Annotated in this window: 13 protein-coding genes; 8 read left to right on the top strand and 5 right to left on the bottom strand. The window is 56.5% G+C overall.

Annotation, left to right across the window (positions count from 1 at the left end; genetic code table 11):
- Positions 1 to 64 precede the first annotated feature (64 nt).
- Positions 65 to 1,489, top strand: a complete 1,425-nt coding sequence (locus Fuma_RS33090) for an APC family permease (RefSeq protein WP_077027883.1) — start codon at positions 65 to 67, stop codon at positions 1,487 to 1,489.
- Here Fuma_RS33090 and Fuma_RS33085 read toward each other — a convergent pair.
- Positions 1,476 to 2,180, bottom strand: coding sequence for a TylF/MycF/NovP-related O-methyltransferase (locus tag Fuma_RS33085; RefSeq protein ID WP_145944508.1), 705 nt, complete (start codon positions 2,178 to 2,180; stop codon positions 1,476 to 1,478). The two genes, Fuma_RS33090 and Fuma_RS33085, sit on opposite strands and share 14 nt — an antisense overlap.
- A gap of 294 nt (positions 2,181 to 2,474) precedes the next feature.
- On the opposite strand from Fuma_RS33085, the gene Fuma_RS33080 reads away from it, so the two are divergent.
- From Fuma_RS33080 to Fuma_RS33055, 5 genes are all read left to right on the top strand, one after another.
- Positions 2,475 to 3,053, top strand: coding sequence for an ECF-type sigma factor (locus Fuma_RS33080; protein WP_077027881.1), 579 nt, complete (start codon positions 2,475 to 2,477; stop codon positions 3,051 to 3,053).
- A gap of 232 nt (positions 3,054 to 3,285) precedes the next feature.
- Positions 3,286 to 5,703: a serine/threonine protein kinase gene (locus tag Fuma_RS33075; RefSeq protein ID WP_077027880.1), complete on the top strand. Its 2,418-nt coding sequence runs from the start codon at positions 3,286 to 3,288 to the stop codon at positions 5,701 to 5,703.
- 154 nt (positions 5,704 to 5,857) lie between these two features.
- A complete protein-coding gene (locus Fuma_RS33065) occupies positions 5,858 to 6,616 on the top strand; it encodes a DUF4956 domain-containing protein (RefSeq protein ID WP_145944507.1) in 759 nt (252 codons plus the stop codon).
- A gap of 294 nt (positions 6,617 to 6,910) precedes the next feature.
- Positions 6,911 to 8,761, top strand: a complete 1,851-nt coding sequence (locus Fuma_RS33060) for a CotH kinase family protein (RefSeq protein WP_077027877.1) — start codon at positions 6,911 to 6,913, stop codon at positions 8,759 to 8,761.
- 202 nt (positions 8,762 to 8,963) lie between these two features.
- Positions 8,964 to 10,688: a glycosyltransferase family 4 protein gene (locus tag Fuma_RS33055; RefSeq protein ID WP_077027876.1), complete on the top strand. Its 1,725-nt coding sequence runs from the start codon at positions 8,964 to 8,966 to the stop codon at positions 10,686 to 10,688.
- Between the two features lie 21 nt (positions 10,689 to 10,709).
- Here Fuma_RS33055 and Fuma_RS33050 read toward each other — a convergent pair whose 3' ends face one another.
- The 4 genes from Fuma_RS33050 to aspS all read right to left on the bottom strand — a co-directional run bounded on the left by Fuma_RS33050 (position 10,710) and on the right by aspS (position 20,620).
- Positions 10,710 to 13,631, bottom strand: a complete 2,922-nt coding sequence (locus Fuma_RS33050) for a serine/threonine-protein kinase (protein ID WP_077027875.1) — start codon at positions 13,629 to 13,631, stop codon at positions 10,710 to 10,712.
- Between the two features lie 173 nt (positions 13,632 to 13,804).
- On the bottom strand, positions 13,805 to 16,288 hold the full coding sequence (locus Fuma_RS33045) for a DNA internalization-related competence protein ComEC/Rec2 (protein ID WP_077027874.1): 2,484 nt from the start codon (positions 16,286 to 16,288) through the stop codon (positions 13,805 to 13,807).
- 55 nt (positions 16,289 to 16,343) lie between these two features.
- Positions 16,344 to 18,734: an ATP-dependent helicase gene (locus tag Fuma_RS33040; protein WP_077027873.1), complete on the bottom strand. Its 2,391-nt coding sequence runs from the start codon at positions 18,732 to 18,734 to the stop codon at positions 16,344 to 16,346.
- Between the two features lie 107 nt (positions 18,735 to 18,841).
- Complete coding sequence (gene aspS, locus Fuma_RS33035) at positions 18,842 to 20,620, bottom strand: aspartate--tRNA ligase (protein WP_077027872.1); 1,779 nt, start codon at positions 20,618 to 20,620, stop codon at positions 18,842 to 18,844.
- 350 nt (positions 20,621 to 20,970) lie between these two features.
- Here aspS and Fuma_RS33030 point away from each other — a divergent pair, with 350 nt between their 5' ends.
- Positions 20,971 to 21,537 (top strand): class I SAM-dependent methyltransferase, encoded by a 567-nt coding sequence (locus Fuma_RS33030; RefSeq protein WP_229360800.1) that lies wholly within the window; start codon positions 20,971 to 20,973, stop codon positions 21,535 to 21,537.
- Between the two features lie 142 nt (positions 21,538 to 21,679).
- Entirely contained in the window at positions 21,680 to 22,570 is an 891-nt protein-coding gene (locus Fuma_RS33025) for a GNAT family N-acetyltransferase (protein ID WP_077027871.1), read from the top strand.
- Positions 22,571 to 22,572 lie beyond the last annotated feature (2 nt).

The following is a 22,572-nucleotide window of genomic DNA, read 5'->3' as shown; positions in this document are numbered from 1 at the left end:
GTGGCGAACGTTTTGTGAAGCGGCCGATTCGCCAATCGTCGATTGGCCGGTTACGATTCTCGCCATGTCGAACCCTGACCACACTTCGGACCCCGCACCGGGCAGTCGCGACGAAAACTCGCGACCGGCAACCACTTACGGACTGCCATCGCTGACGTTGCTGGTCATTGCCAGCATGGTCGGTGCTGGAGTCTTCACGACTTCCGGTTTTACGCTCGGAGCAGTTGGCTCGCCCGGGCGTGTGATGTTGTGCTGGATCATTGGCGGCGTGATCGCAATGTGCGGTGCCATTGGCTATGGACGATTGGCTCAACTGCTGCCCCAATCTGGTGGCGAATATTTGTTTCTGAGTCGCCACGTACACCCATTCGCCGGTTTTCTGGCCGGTTGGGTTTCGTTGACCGCGGGCTTTAGTGGAGCAATCGCAGCTGCAGCAGTGGCGTTCGAAAAATACGCCGTGCCGGACAACTTGCGGCCTGAATGGCTTCCCGACGATGGCGTTGCAATTTGTCTCGTGCTGCTTTGCGCCGTCGCTCATGGCCTGCATGCCTCAACCGGCAGGCATTTCCAAAACGCTGTTGTCGTGGTAAAGCTGGCGGCGTTGATTGCATTTCTGACAGTCGCGGCATTGAAGCTTCCCGGTCACGCCTGGCAGCCTTCGGTCGAACAACCGTCGCCGGAATTCGGTATGGACCTGGTTACGGCTATCGCGACGTCCGTGGTTTGGATTTCGCTTAGCTTCGCGGGATTCAATGCGGCAATCTACGTTGCATCAGAATCGCCCAAGGCAAAAACGATCGTCCCGCTCGCTCTTCTGCTGGGAACATTCCTGGTCACGGTCTTGTACCTGCTGCTGAACGCTGCTTTCGTCACCGCGGCCCCCTTGCCAGACCTCGTATGGAAGGAAGACATCGCGGCGGTGGCTGCTGCAGCGATTGGCGGATCTAAGCTTGAAGTCCTTGTTCGCTTCGCCGTTGCGTTGGGACTGTTGTCTTCGGTTTCCAGCATGATCATGACGGGACCTCGCGTGTATTCGCAGATGGCGGATGACGGCGTGTTTCCTCAAATGCTTAGCGCACGGCGGTCAGGAATCCCGAAGTCCATCGCGCTGCAGGCACTGGTTGCGGTCTGTCTAATCTTGTTGCAACGACTGTTTATCCAGTACGGCCTGCTGACAAGCACGCTGCTGGGCCTGCTGATCTACCTGTCAACGACGCTGTCCTTAACATCCGCCTGCTGTGTGGCCACCCTGTTTTTGCCAGCGGTCCGTCGACGAGATACCCGCCGAAGCGCCGCTAAAGAATTCGCCAGCGCGCTGTATGTCGTCGCGACGCTATCGGCGATCCTGCTGCTGGTGTTGAACCATGAAGCCGACGGCCGACCGGTGGGACTCTGGCACATTGCCGGGGCGGCCGCCACTCTTGCATCGGGAACGATTGCGTGGTGTGCGTTTGGCAAACAAGCAGCCGACGGGCCTAACCCTGCTTGACGAACATGCACTGACTTTCGGGAAGCTCGATGATGGATTCCGGCTTCGTCCCGAGTACTTCGTCGAACGCTTTCCGCACGCCTTCTGCCTGAGCGTAATCGTGAGATAAGAGGATGCCGCCGGGCAACAGGCGTGGGTAGAAAAACTCAAGGCAGTCGCGCGTGCTGGCGTATGTGTCGACGTCAAGATTCACGAAGGAGAATTTCTTGTCGGCCACGTCACTACCGGTGTCGGCCGGGAACAGCCCCTTGTGGAAAATGACGTTGGGATAGTCGGCCAGGTACTTCCGAACGCTTTCTTCTGACGCCGCATAATCATGTTGCCGGAATAGCGGGTCTTCTTCGGACGCATCCAGTAAACCGCAGAAAGTGTCGAACACATGAAATTCCGTATCGCCCTTGGCGGCGCAAATCAGCTTCGCAGACGCTCCCTGATACGTCCCCACTTCAGCCATCACTCCGTCCATTGTCGACTGGGCTCGAGCCAGCGAGTAGGCCATATAGCCTTCATTGGAAAGGATCTGACAATCGACTTCATGGTGAACCCGTTTGACCAGATCGCGAATGGCGGCGCCCTTGTAGAACCCCAAAATCCGAAGCTGGAACGAATGAATAAAAGCTCGCGACATGTGACGCGTGTAGCGAAATCGAGTCGGAATTTTGCCTTCGAGGCGGACAAGGGTCTGCAGCACGGTGCGATCCAATTTTGAGTGCGAGTGGTTGCCAAGCAAAGGGATTTTGCCGCAGCGTATCTCGCAAAAGCTCAGGTGGCTAAACTTTTCCGTCGGCCCGCTGCACACATTCCAGTGCCAGCGTTGGGCGAATGCGTTTCTATGACTGGTTGCGAAAATGCAACATTCTCTGCAAAGGAGCCTCGGCAACGGTCCTATGATCAGCGAAAAAGCGTAAAAGGGCTCCGATCGTGGCGAAGAGCAGGGCGGTTCTGAAAGCACTTGTGTGCATGTTTATTCGAGAGGGCAGCATTGGTGTCAGGTGATGTCACACAAATTCTGAGTCGCATTGAAGACGGGGATCCTCACGCAGCGAATCAGTTGCTGCCATTGGTTTACGAAGAACTTCGTAAGCTGGCGTCCAGTCGCATGTCTCAGGAAGCCGTCGGGCAAACGTTGCAACCGACAGCCCTGGTCCACGAAGCCTTCATGCGTTTGGTCGGAAGTGAGTCCGGGCAGGATTGGGACAACCGTGGCCACTTTTTTGCAGCGGCCGCAGAAGCGATGCGGCGAATTCTGATCGACAATGCTCGCCGGAAAAATAGTGCCAAACGAGGGGGCGATCAGGCAAGACATGATCTGCGAGACGACGATGCCGTGCTGCATCCGGACAACAGCGACACGCTGCTGGCTTTGGACGAAGCGTTGACTCGATTTGCGGAAGTCGAACCAGACATGGCTCGCATGGTAGAACTGCGTTATTTCACGGGTCTGACGATTGAGGAAACCGCGAAAGTGCTGGGAGTGTCCCCTCGCACAACAAAACGCAACTGGGCGTATGCTCGAGCGTGGCTGAAGCGAGCCATGGATGGTGCCGAGGATGACAAGTCGTAAAATTTGTGGCCCGACGTCGACGCAGTTTTCGCATTGATAGCAGACGACCAACGTATCTCGCGTTTCTCCGCTGTGCCGTCGCACCAATGCGGATTCGGCTCAGTGGTTCTCGAGATTTTCTTACGAGGTCGATGACGCCCTGTCACGGTTGAGCAGAAATCAGTGAAGCGACGAAGTGATAGCGGCGTGAAGTTTTCTGCTGTGCATTCCTAACCAAACTGCTGACCACGCCATGTCCGAAGTCACCGAAAAATCGATCTTTCTGCAGGCTCTTGATCATGAGTCAGCCGAAGCCCGCGATCAGTTTCTGGCCGAAGCGTGCGGCAGCGACGATAAACTGCAGGCGTCTGTCAGGCAGTTGCTGAACGCGCATGAGACCGCCGACAATCCTCTGGATGCGCCGGTTGCCGAATGGAGACCTGTCGACGGCGACTTGCTGGAAGACACGCTGATCACAGAAACAGCGATCACCGAAGATGAAGGCACGATTGTTGATTCTTATCGGCTGATGGAACAGATCGGCGAAGGCGGATTCGGGCTCGTTTTTGTCGCCCAACAAACGGAGCCCGTTCGACGAACAGTGGCATTGAAAATTCTGAAGCCCGGCATGGACACGAAGGAAGTCGTAGCTCGGTTCGAAGCAGAACGTCAGGCACTCGCGATGATGGATCACCCCAACATCGCTGCCGTCTACGACGCGGGAACCACGGAAACCGGGCGGCCCTACTTCGTGATGGAACTTGTGCGTGGGATCGCCATCACGAAATTTTGCGATCAACAAAATCTGGACATCCAGGCTCGGCTTGAACTGTTTATCACCGTCTGTCAGGCGGTCCAGCACGCTCACCAGAAGGGAATAATCCACCGAGACATCAAACCTTCCAACGTGTTGGTGACCTCCCACGACGGCAAGCCAGTCGTCAAGGTGATTGACTTCGGTGTTGCCAAAGCCATCGGGCAACGACTGACTGACAAGACGATCTATACTCGCTTTACCGCAATGATTGGAACTCCGCTGTATATGAGTCCCGAGCAGGCAGAAATGAGTGGCCTGGACGTGGACACTCGCAGCGATATCTATTCGTTGGGCGTTCTGTTGTACGAACTGCTGACCGGCACGACTCCGTTCGACGGCAATCGCATGAACAGTGCAACGTACGACGAATTGCGACGCATCATCAAAGAAGAAGAACCGCCACGCCCGAGCGACCGTTTAACGACGCTGGGCAAGCTGGCCTCCACCATTGAAACCGTCCGAACTGGTCCTGCCGTGAAGTTTCCGCACCTGGTGCGAGGCGATCTGGACTGGATCGCGATGAAGGCAATGGAAAAGGATCGGCGGCGACGCTACGAATCTGCGGGCTCTTTAGCCGCCGACGTAAAACGATACCTCAGCAACGATGCGATCGAAGCGAGACCCCCATCGCAACTTTATCGACTGAAGAAGCTGGCTCGCCGAAACAAAGTTGTACTCATCACCGCGTCCCTGGTGGCGATGTCGCTACTGTTGGGAATTGGAATCAGCGTATGGCAGGCCGCGAAGGCGATTTCCGAGCGCAATGCCAAGGAGGTCGCTCTGCGGGATGCGGTTCAGGCTGAAAACGAAGCGACCCTGGCCAAAAGGCAGATTGAAGAATTCGCAGACCGGCTGAAGCAGGCCAACATTCTGGTCACCAGCGGTCGAGCTCACGCAGATGCTGGTCGGTTGTCGCCCGCGTTCAGCGACTACACTGCCGCGATCGAGGTCCAACCAAACTACTACAATGCATGGCTGGAACGAGCGTCGTTGCAGGTTCAGGTTGGATTATGGGAACCTGCGGCGGCTGATTTTGCTCGCGCTCTAAAACTTGGGGTGCCTCCCAACAACCCCGCGAACTGGGGCATTGCGCAATTGTTCCTGTACACTGGCGATGAAGAAAATTATCGCGACTACTGCAAGAGTATGCTGGAACTGGCGAAGCAAAATTCAGCAACAATATCGATTGCAGAAATCCGCAGCTACGTGATGGCTCAACAACCGATCGTCGATACGACGGAGCTGGCAAGTCAGGCCGAATACCTACTGTCACGGGCGTCGCACCCAGATCGTTACGGCGAAGAACGTCGTCCACCGCGTCCTGGCGGCTTTGACAATCGAATAAGTCGTGGAAGGCCAGGTGGTGATCGCAGGGGAATTGATCCACCGGGGCAATCGGCGATGGGACACCTTCTTGGCCCCCCACGCGGAGATGACTTGAGACGCAGCCGGCGCGTGGATCATCCCTTTGGAGCCGTGACGTATATCGCTGGCCTAGCTCACTATCGCGATGGAAACTTTCCAAAAGCGATCGAACGTTTTCGAGAAGCGTTGAACGACCAGGGCTGGTTTGCTCGCAATATCGTCTACCCAGGTTTTGCGATGGCTCTCCACCGAAACGGCCAGGCCGAAGAAGCACGGGAAGCCTTCGCGAGGTCTGCGGAATCGATTAGCGGCTGGACCGACGAAATGCTGAACGGCCCGGTCGGCACGATGCCGTTTCCATGGTTCGACTGGATCGAAGTCAAGCTCCTGCACGCCGAAGCCTCCGTGCTACTCACAGGGTTCATGCCAGCCGACGATCCGCGAATGCGTCAAATCGAAGTGCGGGCAGCGGCAGCGATCCGTGAATGATCACGCGATCTCCTCAATGTACTGAGATCCAAGCACCATTCCGCATCCTGGCCAACCAGTCTTCGGACGGTTAACCGTCAGACAGACCGCCCCTGGATTCGTGCGTCTCGTCGCTTTGGTTTTGATAAAGCGATCTTTGCTGCCTGAATGATTTTTGTCATTTTCTCTGGCCCTGTTTGACCGTTCTTCACGCATTGCCTTCTGTGCGATTGGCTACCCAACATTTGCGGAGTCCCCCTTCATGCCGGAATGGCTGCGACAAAGTCTTTATGGAACGTCCGACCTGCCCGTCCCGGAAATGGGCGTCCGCCTGGCGATGGCTCTACTAAGCGGCTTTATGATCGCCGGGATCTATCGACTTGTTCGGCCGCGTGAAATCATCGTGCCGACATTCCCCGCGACGCTGGTGCTACTGTCGATTTTGTGTGCGTTGCTGCCGCTGATCATCGGCCAGAATGTGGCATGGGCCTTCGGACTGGTCGGAGCCTTGTCGATCGTACGGTTCCGAACCGTTGTGGAAGACACTCACGACATTGCTTTCGTGATCTTCGCCGTATTGACTGGTATGGCAGTGGGCGCGGGCCGCATGCCCGTCGCGGGAATTGGGATGGTAGTTGTCGGCATTGCTGCGTTTCTGGTGAAACCATCTGCCAGCAGCAGCGGTTGCTGGGTGACAACCAATTCGAAGCTGGCGTTGCGGGTCACCGCGGGATCGAATCCAGATGCTTCCTACGAATCTGTGTTCGAGAGATACGTGGAAAAGTTTGAACTCGTGTCCGGAGCGACCGGCCAGCGTGGCAAAGTTTTCGACTTCAAATACAAAGTCCGTTTGAAACCAAACGTCAAGCCAACAGACCTTATCGAAGAACTCACTCGCATCGAACCCGTTCAAAGCGTTGAGTTGCGACGATGATCCTGGGCGGCAAAATCCACTCCACTGCCTCGCCCCAGGAACCTTTCTCCACCGACTCAAAAGGCGGCGCCGGACCAATTGAAAAAACAAAATAGACACTTGTGGAATTGAGACTGAGGTGGCTGGCCGGGGTTGGAGCGAGGAACGAGTGAACCTCCCGAGGTTTCCTTCAGCTCGCTCAGTCCAGGACCGGCCATCCTCGAATGAACCGTGCTCCCATTTGGGTGGGTCATTTGTTGAGCGACTTCTGTATAGAGAAATCATCTTTCAGAAACGAAAAGAGAACCTGCGACCATGAATACATTTCCGTGGAAAATAACGACTGCTGTTGGCCTTGCGTGCCTGATCGGCATTGTGGCCGCTCAACCACCTCGGGATGGCAATCCGCCAAGAGACGACCAGCGTGCCGCTGATGATCGTGGCCCAGGCGGGTTCGGCCGTGGTGGATTTGGCCCGGGGGGGCCCGGCGGTCCTCGCGAAGATCGTAAGCTTGTCAAAGACTTCGACAAAGATGACAACGGTTGGCTAAACGACACAGAACGTGCGGCGGCTCGCGAATTTCTGAAGTCTCAGCCCGAACCAGAACGCGGGCGAGGTCGCGGCTTTGGTCCTCCCGGACGCGGGCCAGGTGGCCGGGGTGGTCCAGGCGGGCGCGGTCAGCGCGAACCTGCAACACCGGGGCCCAAGGTGTCTCCTGAAGACGTTGAGCCAATTAAAGACGCGGATCTGTACGAAGCAAAGGTGCTGCGAACAATCTTTCTCACCTTCGCCAACGACGACTGGGAAAAAGAACTCGAAGAATTCCACGGAACGGACGTCGATGTCGCCGCAACAATGATGGTCGACGGAAAAACTTATCCCAACGTGGGCGTTCGTTTTCGCGGCAAGTCGTCCTACGGAATGGTGCCGACCGGTAGCAAACGTTCGTTTAACATCTCCGTCGACATGGCCGACGAAGACCAGCGACTGTACGGATATAAGACACTCAACCTGCTGAACAGCAACGGCGACGCCTCAATGATGAGTACCATTTTGTATTCCGAAATCGCTCGGCAATACGTTCCGGCCCCGAAGGCGAACCACGTGCGAGTCGTCGTCAACGGCGAAAGCTGGGGCGTGTATGTGAACGCACAGCAGTTCGACAAAACATTCCTGAAAGAAAACTACAAGCCATCCAAGGGAACTCGCTGGAAAGTCGAAGGCAGCCCCAACGGTGATGGCGGACTTCGGTATCTGGGCGACAGCCTGGAAGAATACAAGAGTCGCTTCGATATGAAATCGAACGACGGCAAGAAGGAGTGGAATGCGTTAGTGGAACTCTGCCGGACATTGAACGAAACCCCACTTGAACAATTGGAAACCGCGCTGGAACCGATGCTGGACATCGAAGGCGTTCTGAAGTTTCTCGCACTGGACGTCGCCCTGGTTAACAGCGATGGCTACTGGACTCGTGCAAGCGACTACAGCATTTTCCGCAACGAAGATGGCCGATTTCACATCATCCCTCACGACATGAATGAAGCGTTCCAAAGTGGCGGTCCGCCGCGCGGGTTTGGGCCGCCGCCCGGAGGTGGCCCCGGATTCGGCCCATCACCAGAAGGTCAATTTGGTCCGTCCGGCGAACGTCCCGAACGACGACCGGAATTTGACGACCGTCGCGACGGACAAGACCCACCGCCACGCGGTGATCGCGATGGACGCGGAGACCGTGAAGGCCGAGGCAATCGTGAAGATCGCGGAGGTCGCGGGCCGGACGGTTTCGGTCCTCCCGGTGGACGCGGCGGTCGAGGAGGTCCTGGCGGGCCGGGACATGGTGGCGTCGATCTCGATCCTCTGGTCGGAATTGACAATCCTCGGATGCCGCTGCGAAGTCGTTTACTGGCGGTCCCCGAGTTAAAAGAACGCTACCTGGAATACGTCCATCAAATCGCTGAAAAGTCGATGGACTGGAAGAACATCGGGCCGGTTGTCGCTCGGCAGGCACAACTCATTCACGACGAAGTGGCTGCAGACACTCGCAAGCTGACGTCACTGGCCGCCTTCGAAAAAGCAACCTCAGCGGACGAAGTGAACGCAGATGGTGAAGAACCATCACGAGCACTCCGCAGCTTCTTCCAGCAACGCCGCGACTTCCTGTTGAAGTAGAACGCATGTAACAGACGCCACTTTGCTTCTGTTACCGAAAAACAGCCGTCATCACAAACGGCCTTCGGCTGTACTTGTCCCATGCTGCGCTTGCCCCACACGGATAGCAGTGAAAAGCTTGCTGCTATCCGGGGGACCTGCACAATTACGGCAGTGATCGCACTGTCTCGCCGCAAGCCGCGTGCTTTGGTACAAGACGGCGATGCAGCCGATTGCTCTTTATTTCGATCAGGGTGGGTACGTCGAATCGACGACCGTTTCTGCGCCCAATAAGTCTGGTGGGCCAGCCGGACTTATGGGGCGACAGGTCGCTGGCAAAGAGTTTCTGGACGCTTACCTGCGCCATGGACGTTGGTCCGAAACGGTTGCACTCACTGCGGGAAGTGGTGCAGACGAACTGCTAAAGGAATTTTGCCGCACACATCCGTCCAGCCAGTCCGTTCAACGTCGCCTGCGGACATTTTCTGCGGCGAAATTCCACGATGAATTTCTGGCCAATCCTCCCGCGCGACTACTGCACTTTCCGAACCCGCCGAATCCAGCCTACGCGTGGGCTCGCCAAACCAATACTCCGCATCGCCTCGCGTTTTCCGGAGTGACTCACACACTGTGCACCGCGCGAGCCGTTGAAGTGCTGCGTGGGTTGGTGACAGATCCGTGGGAGGAATACGACAGGCTGATCTGTACGTCGACCGCCGTCAGAAGGATGGTAGAAACCGTAACGGACACGTTCGCCGACTATTTGCAGGAACGGCACGGCGGCCACCCAACGTCAAAGATTGGGCTGGAAACAATTCCGCTGGGCGTGGACACACAGAAGTTTCGCCCCGCCACTCCCAGCGAACGGCGTGACCAACGTGCAGCGCTGCAGATTGAGGATGACGAAGTTGCCGTGCTGTTTGTGGGCCGCCTGTCGCATCACGCAAAGGCTCATCCGTTTCCCATGTTTCGTGCGGTAGCCAAGGCGGCTAGCGCGGGAAGTAAACGAATACGGTTGCTGATGTGTGGGTGGAGCCATTCGGACGCACTAGCGAAAGCCTTTCACAAAACGGCGGCAGAGATCGCTCCCAACGTCAGAATCGACTTTATCGACGGGCTCGATTCCGCTCGGCGCTTCGGTGTGTGGCACGCAGCAGACATCTTTTTGTCGCTGGTTGACAACATTCAGGAAACGTTTGGTTTGGTCATTGTCGAAGCTATGGCCAGCGGCCTGCCGGTGATTGCGTCAGACTGGAACGGCTACCGCGACCTCGTTGTCGACGGCGAAACCGGCTTCCGCATTCCCACATGGAGCGTCGAAAACACTCTGCCGGATCTCACGTCGAGGCTACTGATCGGCGAAATCAATTACGACCATTTCCTGGCCCGATCCACTCAGGCCGTCACCGTTAGTTCCGACGCTGCGGCGCAGGCATTGTCTGCCTTGTGCGAAGATTCGCAACTGCGAACTCGATTGGGCAGAGCAGGGCGGCAGCGAGCTGTCGCCATGTTTGACTGGAGCCACGTGATTCGCCAGTACGAAGCAATGTGGCAGTCGCAGATCGAGCAACTCGATGCCGCGTCGAAAGCACTTTCACAGGCTGGGCACGTTCCGAACTTTCGTCAACGTCCTGCTGCATACCCGTCGGTCGACGTGTCGTTTGCCAGCTACCCGACTCAATGGCTGAACGGATCAACCAGGATCAAATCGAAGCCCGATGCCGTTGCAGAATTGAGTTCGATTTTGTCGCTGAGCATGATGACGCACGAGCCGGAGACCCGCTGCACAAACGGTGAAGTGCTAACGAAGGTACTGCGGGCTGCCGTTGAACCTCAAACTCTGGACCAATTAAGCGGCGTGTTGGCGAAGGCTGGCGTTCACGAAAAAAAGATCCGCCCCACGGTGGCGTGGCTGCTGAAGTATGATTTGCTTACGCCAGTGGCATAAGCCATTCAACATCCCCAAATGCTACGGCATTGGATCATCAACGTCGTCAGCAGGATCGGCATCAGCCCCGGCCAACAACGACTTAAAGTCCTTTCGATCGCGAAGTGAGGCAAGGTCGGGGTCAATGGCCATTAAAGCCAGGCCCTCGTGCCCGTTGTCGATGGCCGATTGCAATGTCGCGATGGCTCGATCGCCATTTTCTGATCTGGCTTCTTCTGATGCATCATCAGCGCCCGCCAGTAGTGCAAAGGCGCACGCAACCTGGTACAGCACCCCGCCGTCGTCCGGAAACTCCTGAAGCTGAGCTTCTGCGATGCTGAGCGCTTCTTTTGATTCGCCAGCTCGTGCCAGCGCCTGCATTAAAGCTCGCTGAAATTCCTTGTTCGACGGTGCTTCTTCGCAGATTTCACGTCGCAACGTGATGCATTCGTTCAGACGTTCGGTCGCTGTCGGTTTGTTTAGCCGAGTCTCTGCGACTGACATTCCGTACATCGCCCCCGCGAGGAACTTTTTGCCCGTGATATATTTCGGGTTCTTCTCAAGGACACCGCGAATCGCTTCCGCCGCCAGAAGATAGTTCCCGATCGCGTTTTCGTTTTGATCGCCGATCAATTGAGCATCGGCCAGATCACTGCGAAACAAAGCGAGATTCATCTTATCGATTGATGAAGCGGATTCTCGCTGAGTCAGGGGTTCAAGCATCGTCACTGCCGACTCGTGGCTGCAAATCGCCTGATCCACCCTCCCGAGTCCCAGTTGAAGGTGACCCAACTGCCGAAGCAGTCCTGCGTTGTCTTTGATGGCATTTGTGTCGTCCGGCGTAACCTTCAACTGTTGCTGCCGGTACTCGGCACATTTAGCCAGCACGGTCTCGGCGTCGGCCGCGTTTCCCAGCTCCAGGTACGCACGACCAAGGTCCGCCAGACTCTCCGCAATTTCGCGTTTTACGAACAGCGGATCGTCATGCAGCGGCAATGCTTTCTCCCGGACCGCCGCCGCCTTCTTGTGCCACTCCAACGCTTCTTTCGGCCCCGACAGACTCATTTCTGCTCTGCCGAGGTTTCGAAACGACCGGCCCAGTCGAAGGAAGTGAATCTGGTCTGCCGTATCTGGTTCGTTCTTCGCCAGCCGCTCAATAATTTCGTGGCTGACTTCGTACTGAGACTTCGCGTCCTTGGCCTGACCAACCTCAAGAAACCCGTCGCCCGCCTTAGCGTAGCCTCGTGCGATGGCAAGATCACGGCGGTCGTCGCCCGCGATTTCCGACAGGCGATTTAGCCCTTCCACAGCCGCGCCGAACAGTCGCTTTTTGAAGGGCTGAGTACCGGGCACATTCTTCAGATCGGTTCCGGCCCATTCGACCGCCGTATTGAATGCACCCAGAGCCACCGTGCGTTGCTGCAAAGCCTTCTTTTCGTTGGCGACGGCCAGCAAGGCGTTGTCGTTAGCCTCTTTTTCTTTTTCTTCTGCGTAGATACGTTTCTCTTCCGCATCCTTGCGAGCGATCGCTTCTGACTTGGCCGCAGCCGTCGAAAAAGCGGTCGCCGCGATCAGCACGGTGGCCACTGTGGCGAGTGAAGTTGCGATCACAGGATTCCGTTTACACCACCGCCACAGTCGTTCTGTACGACTGATTGGGCGAGCCAAAATCGGCAGACCGCCGAGGTATCGCTGGAGGTCGTCAGCGAGTTCTTCTGCCGTGCCGTACCGCTTTTGCTTGTCCTTCTGTAAGCACTTCAGGCAGATCGTTTCGAGGTCCGTGCCCAGTTTGGGAACCAGTTCTTTGGGAGTGACAGGTTCCTTGTCTTTCAGCATCGTCAGCGTATCCATCGTGCTGGATCCCGCAAACGGCGGACGCCCGGTCAGCAGTGCATAAAGCATCGCCCCCATCGCCCAGACGTCGGCAGGCTGAGCCACGTCGGTGTGCCCCCACGCCTGTTCCGGAGCCATATAGTGCGGGGTTCCCATGATAGAACCGGCCTGCGTCTGACTCTGAATATCTTCGTCCGCTTCAATTCGTTTGACCAGACCGAAGTCGGTAATCTTCGGGTCGCCATCTTTGGTCAGCAGGATATTGGCCGGCTTCAAGTCTCGATGCACGATGCCCGCGTTATGAGCAAAGTGCATTGCTCGCGCGATGATTTCCATCAACCGAGCAGCCTCTTTCTCGTCGACCGGTTCGCCCTTGCGAAACTCGTCCAGAGTCTGGCCTTCGACGAATTCCAGTGAGAAGTATGGCAGTCCGTCCTGTTCGCCGATGTCAAAAATCTGCACGATGTTCGGGTGCTGAAGTTTGGCAACGGCTTCCGCTTCTGCTCGAAAACGAGACAACAGTTCCGGATTGGCGTGGCCACCTGAAAGTATCATCTTCAAAGCGACGTCGCGTTTCAGGCCCTTCTGGCGAGCTCGATACACGATGCCCATACCACCGCGTCCAAGAACGCTGTGAATGTCGTAGTTGCCCACGGCCGCTGGAATCTCAGTGCCATCATGAGCGGCTGGCGTGATCCATGTGTCGTGCAGAGCTGATTCGCCAGCATCGTTGATCGGCCCAAGAAATGTGGCATCGTCTTCACTTTGGATCTCAGTGCCACCGATCAACGTCGCGCCGACGTCTACGGATTCTTCAACCGGCGGACGCTGCTTCCCCGGGATCGCTTCTGTGTCACTGTTATCGTTGTCAGTAGGTCGAGGTTGAGCGACAGCGCCGATGACAGTCTGTTCGGCAGCATTCGCATGCTGAACATTGAGCTCTTCGTCGATCTTTGACAACGCGACGCGGATCGCCGAATTCTGTTCTGCCGTCACCGATTTCAGAACGGACTTCGTGACCTTCGCTGCAGAAGGCTTGTCTGCGTCTAATAGCTCTGACCACTTGCTGGTGTATTCGGTCAGCAATTCCAGGAGGTCGCGGTCGTCTACGTCGTCGGTATCGCTGGTCATGTCCCGCCTTATCGAGTGATCTTGCAGTTCGGTCCTCGCCGTAGGTCGAGTTTACCCTACTCGTCCAGGATCGAAAGGTCATTGTGAGTCGGTTCGCTCGATTTGAGATGATCGACGCCATCCAAACCTGCGACTGCTGTGGTTTTGTACATCGCCTCCCAAGCGTCCGCCGGTCAGTGTGCGGAAGGGCGATGTTCCTGGACAGTCAGTTTGCCGTCGCCGCTGATCTCAACACTCGTCGCGCCGCTTTCGCTGGTGTGATAGATACGTTGCGCTGCGACGTACACGGTCGAAAGATGTTCCAGGCTGGTCGCATCACGCGCACTCACGATCACAAAGTGAGGCTTCACGACCTCCGCCAGTTGCTCACTGTTTGCAGAGGTGGCGCCGTGATGAGGACTAACCAACACATCTGTGGGAGCGAGGCCGCGTAGCAATTCGTGAGCCCCCTCAAATTCCAGATCGCCTGGCAGAATAATGCGACGTCCTGCGAATTCGACCACAACGACAAGGCTGCCCGCATTGTCATCCGCGTCCTTTGGCAATTGAGATTCGTCCGCCTGAAGCAGTCGGATCTGAGCACCGGCATGATTCAACGTCAGTCCGCTCGCTGCCATGCGAATCGGAATTCTATTTCTATCGACGGCATCCAGAAACGCCTGCACAGACCACGAATCCGATTGCGCTACCTGGCGCGAAGTAATCAATTCCGCGACCGGAATCCGACTCGGAATCGCAGGCACTGCGTTGTAGTGATCCATATCCGCATGCGAAACGACAATGGCGTTCAGACGCTCAATGCCGTGATGCCACAGGAAGGAACAGATCTGCTCGGCCGCTCGTTCACCGCGATTCATGGCTCCGGCGTCAATCAAGATCGCCTGTCCGCTACTAAATTCCAGAACGGCCGCGCTGCCATGACCAACGTCCAAAACCGTACATCGAAGCCCTTCAGGCCGATCGGAAGAATGGGTCGCTGAAACGGCTGCAATTACGATTACGAAAACTGCAGAAATCGCCAGCATGCGTTGCGGCAGGCGGTGAGTCCCAATCGCAGCCAACAGCAGCAGGTAGTAGGCCGGAACGAACCACAGCGGAGCATTGGCCACGTACAGATGGCCGATGTAAATTTCTGATGACAGATCAACGACGCTCATCAACGCTCGCAACAAAAACGAAAACGCGACGCCAAACGTGGAGGCTGCCATGGGAAACAGCAGGCCGACGAACATCGTGACAAATCCCACACACAGCACCAAAGCCGTCGCCGGAATCAGAAGGACGTTTACGATCATTCCCACCGGCGAAATCACATGAAACGTGGTCGCCACAATCGGCGTCGTCAGGGCAAGAATGGTTAACATCTGCAGGTAGCGATGCGTCAACCACTTCCGAAACCGCCCGGCCATTTCTCGTAGCCGGTCCCACACGGTTAACGCATCAAACGGAACGTCGCTGTTCTCGACGTTGGACGATGCTCGCGCGTCTACCCATCCCAGCGCGGCGACAGACAGGAAGGACAACCATGCGCCCGTTTCAAAAACCAGATGCGGCTGCCACAGCAGCATTATCAAAGCTGTAACGGCAATCAGTCCCGCCATCCCCTGACGGCGCTGCAACAATTGAGCCGCCACGAACACCGCGAAAAACAGAGTCGCTCGCACTACCGATGGTCGCAGATCGGTGACGAAAGCGTATGTAACCGCGATCAGCAAAGTCAGCAGCAACGCTCGACGCCGAGGCACCAGCAACCAGTTCTGCAACCGCAGCAGAAACAAGCACAAAATCCCAACGTGTAGCCCGGAAATTGCCAGCAGATGCATTGTGCCACTGGCGATGAATGCGTCTTCTACGTCACCCGGAAGCTGATTCCTTTCGCCCAGCAGCAGGGCCATCGCTATGGGCCGCACTTCGCGATCAACGTTTCGCACAAGGACTGCCTGAGCCTCCCGGCGCAGGCTGTTCAACCACGAAACCGGATTCAGACGCCCAACCGGCCGCTTCATTTCAATAGCGTCCGGATGGCGGACATACATCAGCCCGGAAATCTGTCTTCGTTCCAGCAGGCGAGCGAAATCGAGCTCTCCCGGATTGCCCGGCGAACTCGGCCAGTCAATCTTTCCCGTTAGCGAAACCTGATCACCCCACGACACCACGCTGCTGCCATCACCATCCAGATAAACCTGACATCGGCCGCCGACAGCATGCGGTTGGCCACCGACGACAATGTGCCGACATTGCAGTTGAAATCGTGTTTGCTGAGGAGAGCCGTACAGTCTGGCCGAATGCGCGGTGGACGGCTTCACGTGGGCAGACGGCAGCGAAGCCACCTCGCCGTACACGGTCGCCAGCACCGGTTGGTCGTCGACGAAGTTACGGATCGTTTTCGTTGTCGAATGCTGAGACAGTTGCCAGCGATTGGCTCCGAGCAAAACAACGGCCAGCAACAGGCAGATGTTGGCGGCCACGTCTGCTCGACGTCGGTGCAAAACCCACGCCGCACTGATCCAGACGATGGTGACGAACAGTAGAAGAAAAGGCTGATGAGGAACAACGGAGCCCAGCAGAATTCCGAGTGCAAAACAGACGGCGGTCCAAGCCACGCGAGGCAGGACGAATTCGGATTCGCCTCGAATTTGCCATTTGCCTGCGGACATTTGAGTGTTGCCGTGGCTGTAGTAATTAAGTGTTCAGCATCGACATTTACGCGGTCTACCCGGCACCAATGGGCTGCAGTGGACAGTGCGCGGTGACGAAGGTTTCTTCGCGGTCGTCCGCCTCAAACAGCACGGTCACGGTCGCTCGACTGCCGCCTTCCGACGCCTCCAGTACCACGCCTCTACCGTAGCGAGGATGCCGAACTGGTCTGCCGGCGGCGAACAAGCTATCGGCATCAGTCGAAGTCGCCGGAGCTTCCATTTGTCCGATCGATTCTACAACAAACGATGCGGGACGAAGGCGATCCGCTTCGATGCCCTTGTCACCAGCCGCCCCGGCAGCGTCGTCCGGAGCCGAGCCAGCCTTCATGGCGGCCAGCTTCTTTTCCAGATCAGCCGCCGACATGATTTTGGGAGCCGTGGGCACCGATTGAGCCGCCTGGTATCGTTGCTTTGCCTTGATCACGAATTCATCGAGTGCGGAAGGCTGCCGCATTTGGGGCGCTGGTTGATCGTCTTCGGCGACGACTTCCATTTCCATTTCCGGAATAAACGGACTGGCTATCGTGTAACGTCGGACGCCGCGAAAATCGCGTTGACGTGTTTGCGTCAGATTCAGCTCTTCCATCGCTCGCGTGACGGCCACAAACAGAAGGCGACGTTCTTCCTGAAAACTGGCCGGATCGCCGTCGCGGATGGCTCGTTCGTGAGGAATCAAACCCGACTCCACACCCAATACAAACACAACCGGAAACTCCAGGCCCTTGGCAGCGTGCATCGTCATCAGTGTGACAGCACCCTTGTGTTCGTCCACACTGTCGGCTTCGCTGGTGAGCCCCGCCAGTTCCAAAAACCCCTGCAGCGATGGCGGATGTTCGGCGTCTTCCTGAGCGTCCTCATACAGTTCGGCTGCTCGAAGAAGTTCGTAGATGTTGGCCTTGCGATCGGTGTCAACTTCGTCGTTCTCATCCTTCCACAGCTTGAAATAATCGATCTCGTCGATCAGACGTTCCAGCAGCTTGCGAACGTTTCCGCTTTCCGCTTTCTTCTGCAGTTTGTGAATCAGGTCAGAGAATCCCTTCAGCGGCTTGCGGCTGCGAGCCGTCAGGGACGGAATGTCGGCGGCCTTCGCGGCGGCATCCAGCAACGACACACCGTTTTGACGGGCGTATTCGGTCAATCGCTGTACCGTTTTATCACCGATCCCGCGAGCCGGGCGATTGACAATGCGCACGAATGCCACGTCGTCGGACGAGTTTTCGATGAGCCGCAAATACCCGATCAGGTCCCGCACTTCAGCTCGTTCGTAAAAGCTGAATCCCGACGCCACCTGAAACGGAACCTGGTGCCGCGACAACGCCGTTTCCACCGAACGCGACAACGCATTCACGCGGTAGAACACTGCGAAATCGGAATACTTTCGTTTCCCGCTGTTCACCAACTCCGCGATCTCAGCCGCGATTTCATTGGCTTCCATTTCACCGTCCGAATACACGCGCATCCGCACGGGCGGACCTTCTTCGTTGTCCGTGTGCAGAGCATTGCGATGTCGTCGCGGGTTGTGCGAAATCAACTGATCCGCGCAACGGACAATCGACGCCGTGCTGCGGAAATTCTGGTCGAGCGAAACGATCTTCGTGCCGCCAAAATCCTGCTCAAACTGCACGATGTTTTCCGGTCGAGCACCTCGCCAGCCATAAATCGACTGATCAGGATCGCCGGTCGCACACAGGTTCGGACAATGCTGCGAGAGTGCTCGAACAATGCGGTATTGCGCCAGATTGGTGTCCTGATATTCGTCGACCAGCACAAAGCGAAACTGCAGGTCAAGATACTCACGCAGTTCGTCGTTGCCGCTAAGCATGTCGACCACGTGCAGCAGCAAAGCGTCGAAGTCAACGCAGTTGTTGTGCAGCAACAGGCGTTCGTATTCCGGAAAGACTTCGTACACGACGGCGTCCAGCAAATCGCCAACACGTTCTTCGTGCTGCATGCGGAAGTCTTCCGCCGTGATCAGATCATTCCGAGCCTTGCTGATGCGGTTCAGAATGCGTCGTGGATCGTGAGTCGTTGTATCGAAGCCCACGTCTTTCATGATGGCTCGCACCAGCGCCACCTGATCGGACGAATCCAGAATCGTGAAGTTGTTCTTCAACCCCACATGATCATGAAAGCGTCTCAGCAGCCTCGCACAAAACCGATGAAACGTGCTCACTTCCACGCGAACGCCATTCAGCAGCGAATCGACTCGCTCCGCCATTTCGCGAGCCGCTTTGTTGGTGAACGTCAGCGCCAGAATGCTATTCGGTGCGACGCCGCGTGCCAGCAGTTTGGCGATGCGATGCGTGATGACACGAGTTTTACCCGACCCCGGTCCGGCCAGTACCATTAACGGACCTTCGAAGTGGTCGACGGCCTGCTGCTGCGGTTCTGTGAGGTTTGTCATCTGGTTTCCTCCCTGCGGTCGGAAAAGTCGAGCGTTTAGAGTGGAGAGTCCAGAGCAACGCATAAGCTGCGATGGCTATGGATTCTCGACACTCGCCTCTGGACCTCTCACTCTTCACCTTCATCTTCAACCGAAATATGCAAGTCCTTCAACTGATGCTCGTCGACGCCTGCCGGAGCACCGGTGAGTAGATCGGACGCTCGCTGAGTTTTCGGGAACGCCAACACGTCTCGAATGTTGTCGTTGCCAGCCAGCAGCATCACCCAACGGTCCAGCCCAAGAGCAACGCCCGCATGCGGCGGTGCACCATAACGCAGCGCTTCCAGAAGAAAGCCGAATCTAGCTTCCGCTTCTTCTTCTTTGATGTTCATCAAATCGAAAATCGTCTGCTGCACGCCCGAATCATGAATACGAACACTGCCGCTGGCGGCTTCGTAGCCGTTGATGACAAGGTCGTAAGAATCCGCTCGAACTTTCGACGGATCCGTCTTCAGGTACTCAAGATCCTGTTTGTTCGGTTCGCAGAACGGATGATGCTCCGCGTCATAGCGTTGTTCGTCTTCGTTCCACGTCAGCAGCGGGAAGTCGACGACCCACAACGCTGAGAATTCAGCGGGATCATAGAGTTCCAGCTCCTTGCCCATTCGGTTTCTTAATGCCGCAAGAGCGTTGGACGTCACTTTGGCGGCATCGGCGACAAACAGCAGCAGGTCGCCGTCTTCGCCATCCATGCGTTTGATGATTTCCTGCTGTTGTTCTTCGTTAAAGAACTTCGCGATCGTCGATTCCAGCTTGCCGCCGGCGACCTTCATGTAGGCCAGTCCTTTGGCGCCGTATTCGCCGACAAAGTCTTTCAGATCTTTATCCAGCAGTCGACGACTGTACTTATCCGCCGCACCTTTCGCGTTGATGCCTCGCACACGCCCGCCGTTGTTGACGACCGACTTAAACACACCGAACTCACTGGCTGCGCCAACGTCGCCGATGTCGATCAGTTCCATGCCGAATCGCAGGTCCGGCTTGTCGCTGCCGTAGCGCTCCATAACGTCTGCGTAGGTATATCGCGGCAGCGGCGTGGGCAGGTCGATGTCTTGGACAGACTTCACCACGTGCGATACCAAGCCGTCAATCATCTCCAAAATGTCGTCGCGTTCGACGAACGACATTTCAACGTCGATCTGAGTGAATTCAGGCTGACGATCGGCTCGCAGGTCTTCGTCGCGAAAGCAGCGTGCAATCTGGTAGTAGCGGTCGAATCCGGACACCATCAGAATCTGCTTGTAAATCTGAGGCGACTGCGGCAACGCGTAGAACGCTCCATGGTGAACCCGGCTGGGCACCAGATAATCGCGAGCTCCTTCTGGCGTGCTGCGGCCCAGAATCGGCGTTTCGATTTCCAGAAACTGGTTGCTGTTGAAGTAGTCTCGCACGGCCGTCGTCAGATCGTGCCGCAACTTCATGGCTTCCTGCAGCGGCGAGCGACGCAGATCGACAAAGCGGTACTTCAGGCGAAGTTCTTCGTTCGGCAGTTCGTTACCGTCGATTTCGAATGGCGGCGTCTTGCTCTGGCTAAACACCTTCAATTCATGAACACGGACTTCGATTTCACCGGTATCCAGCTTCGGATTGACGAGATCGTCGCCACGGTATCGAACTTCGCCAACCACCTGAATTACGTCTTCACGACGCAATTTACGAGCGATGGAGTCGATTTCGCTGTGTTCTTCGGTATTGAAGACAATCTGAGTTTTCCCGTAGCGGTCGCGCAGGTCGATAAACACCAGATTTTCGCCGTGGTCGCGGTAGCTGTTGACCCAGCCGGACAGTGTCACAGACTTTGTTTCATCAGAACGGCGCAATTCGCCACACGTGTGAGTTCTAAGCACAGGATTTTCCAGACAAGCCGAGCGGCGACAGGTCGCGTCAGCAGCAAATTTCAAAAAAAAGCTCTCAGAGCGTGAGAAAATAGCGTCCGGCAACGGTCCGCGACACGAAAGCGGGGCATTATAGGAGCGACCAGGACCAAGCGAAACGCGCGACCACGTCCTTCCGCCCACAATTCTCGTGTTGCCGGCGGCTTGACGCGGTTGCGTCGCCCCATTCGAATCGCCAACCTCGCAGGATTGCCGCTCTTTCGCGGAATTCACAGAGACATGTGGCGCCCCCTGGACGTCGAAGCCCCAACCACTCGACCACCAAATTTCAAGATACGTCGACTACAGAAAACAGGCTCACCGTGGAAAACATCGACGTCAACATCAAAGGCATCCGCCTTTCACTGGCCTCACACCCCACTTTATTTTCGCCCAAAAGAGTCGATGCCGGGACGCTGGCGATGCTGAAATGCGTTGAGTTCTCGGCTGGCGATCGCGTGCTGGATCTGGGCTGCGGCTGCGGAGTGGTCGGGATTTACGCCGCGAAATTCAGCGGCGAAGAGAACGTCTTCATGCTGGATAATGATTTAACGGCCGTTGAGATTGCGAAGGCGAACGCGGTCGCAAACGGTGTACCCCAGATTCAGACGCTTCAAAGCGATGGGTTCCGTAGCTTTCGGGAAAACGAATTCACCAAAATCCTGAGCAACCCACCGTACCACGCCGACTTCTCAGTGCCGAAACATTTCATCCTCAAAGGCTTCAACCGGTTGGCGATCGGTGGCGAAATGTGGATGGTGACCAAACGCGAGAAGTGGTACCGCAACAAACTGGGAGCTGTCTTCGGCGGCGTCGAAACTCACCGCGTCGACTCGTATGTGGTGTTTCGAGCCGTGAAGAAAAGAACGTCCTACGCTCGAAAGTCCTGACGTTGTTATTTGAGTTCCGTTCGGCAAAAACTGCCGCTGATGGCCGTCGCTGAGAAGGCATATTGAACGGTCCTGCAAGTTGCTCTAGCATGAGCGCCAGCATCGCCAGTGAACCTACTTCCACACGCCACGGACGGCCGTTATGGATCCTCAATATCACGCTGAGTTCCTGCAGAAAATCGGACACCGCATTCGCGAGTGCCACGGTCACCTGTGGTTCGATATTTTCCCCAAAGCGTACACGACGATTCCATACGACGCCGATGTCGATTCGGCCACGTTTCAAACGGCCGACGTCCTGGGAGATGACGGTCTGATGGTGCGATATTCCTGCAGTGTCGATTCCGGCGTTGCCAGTTTTCAGCATGTCGTCACGGACAAGCAATACGGAATGGCGACGCTGGTCAACAAGGCTCGTAACAAGACTCGGCAGGGGCTGCGTAACTGCGAAGCTGGGCAGATCGATCCTGTTGATCTGGGCAGCGAAGGGATCCAGCTTCACGCCGACACGATTATTCGTCAGGGCCGGAAACTACCGAACAATTTCGAATCCTACTGGAAAGCCTATTTCGCGGCCGCATCGGAATCTCCTGCCGCAACGGCATGGGCCGCTCGGCACGAAGGTCGTCTGGCTGCGTACCTGATTTCCTTTCGAGCAGGGTCGACCGAATATGTATCCATCGTGCGGTCAAGTCAGGAGAAACTGAAGTTCCGGCCGAACAACGCCATGCTGTTTACGTACCTTGAGCACACCATGGCGCGGCCTGAAATTTCTGAGGTGTCGATTGGTCTGCAGTCGCTGCAACCGGGAAGCGAATCGCTGGATCTGTTCAAACGTGGAATGGGGTTCGTCGAACGCCCGATTGGTCAGCGAATTGAACTGCGCCCCGGCATTCTGGCTACTCTTCCGCGTCCCATCGCGGCGGCCGCTGCGAAGACGCTGAAATACCTGCCCGGCGGTGAAAAAAAGGCCAGGCTGACCGGAGCGTTAAGCTGGTACGCATCGCAACCGCAGATCCAACGCGCCGCGTGACG

It is taken from the genome of Fuerstiella marisgermanici (assembly GCF_001983935.1).
Lineage (GTDB): Bacteria > Planctomycetota > Planctomycetia > Planctomycetales > Planctomycetaceae > Fuerstiella > Fuerstiella marisgermanici.
The sequence above is the reverse complement of the archived record's forward strand: the minus strand, read 5'-3'. Positions and strand labels throughout refer to the sequence as shown.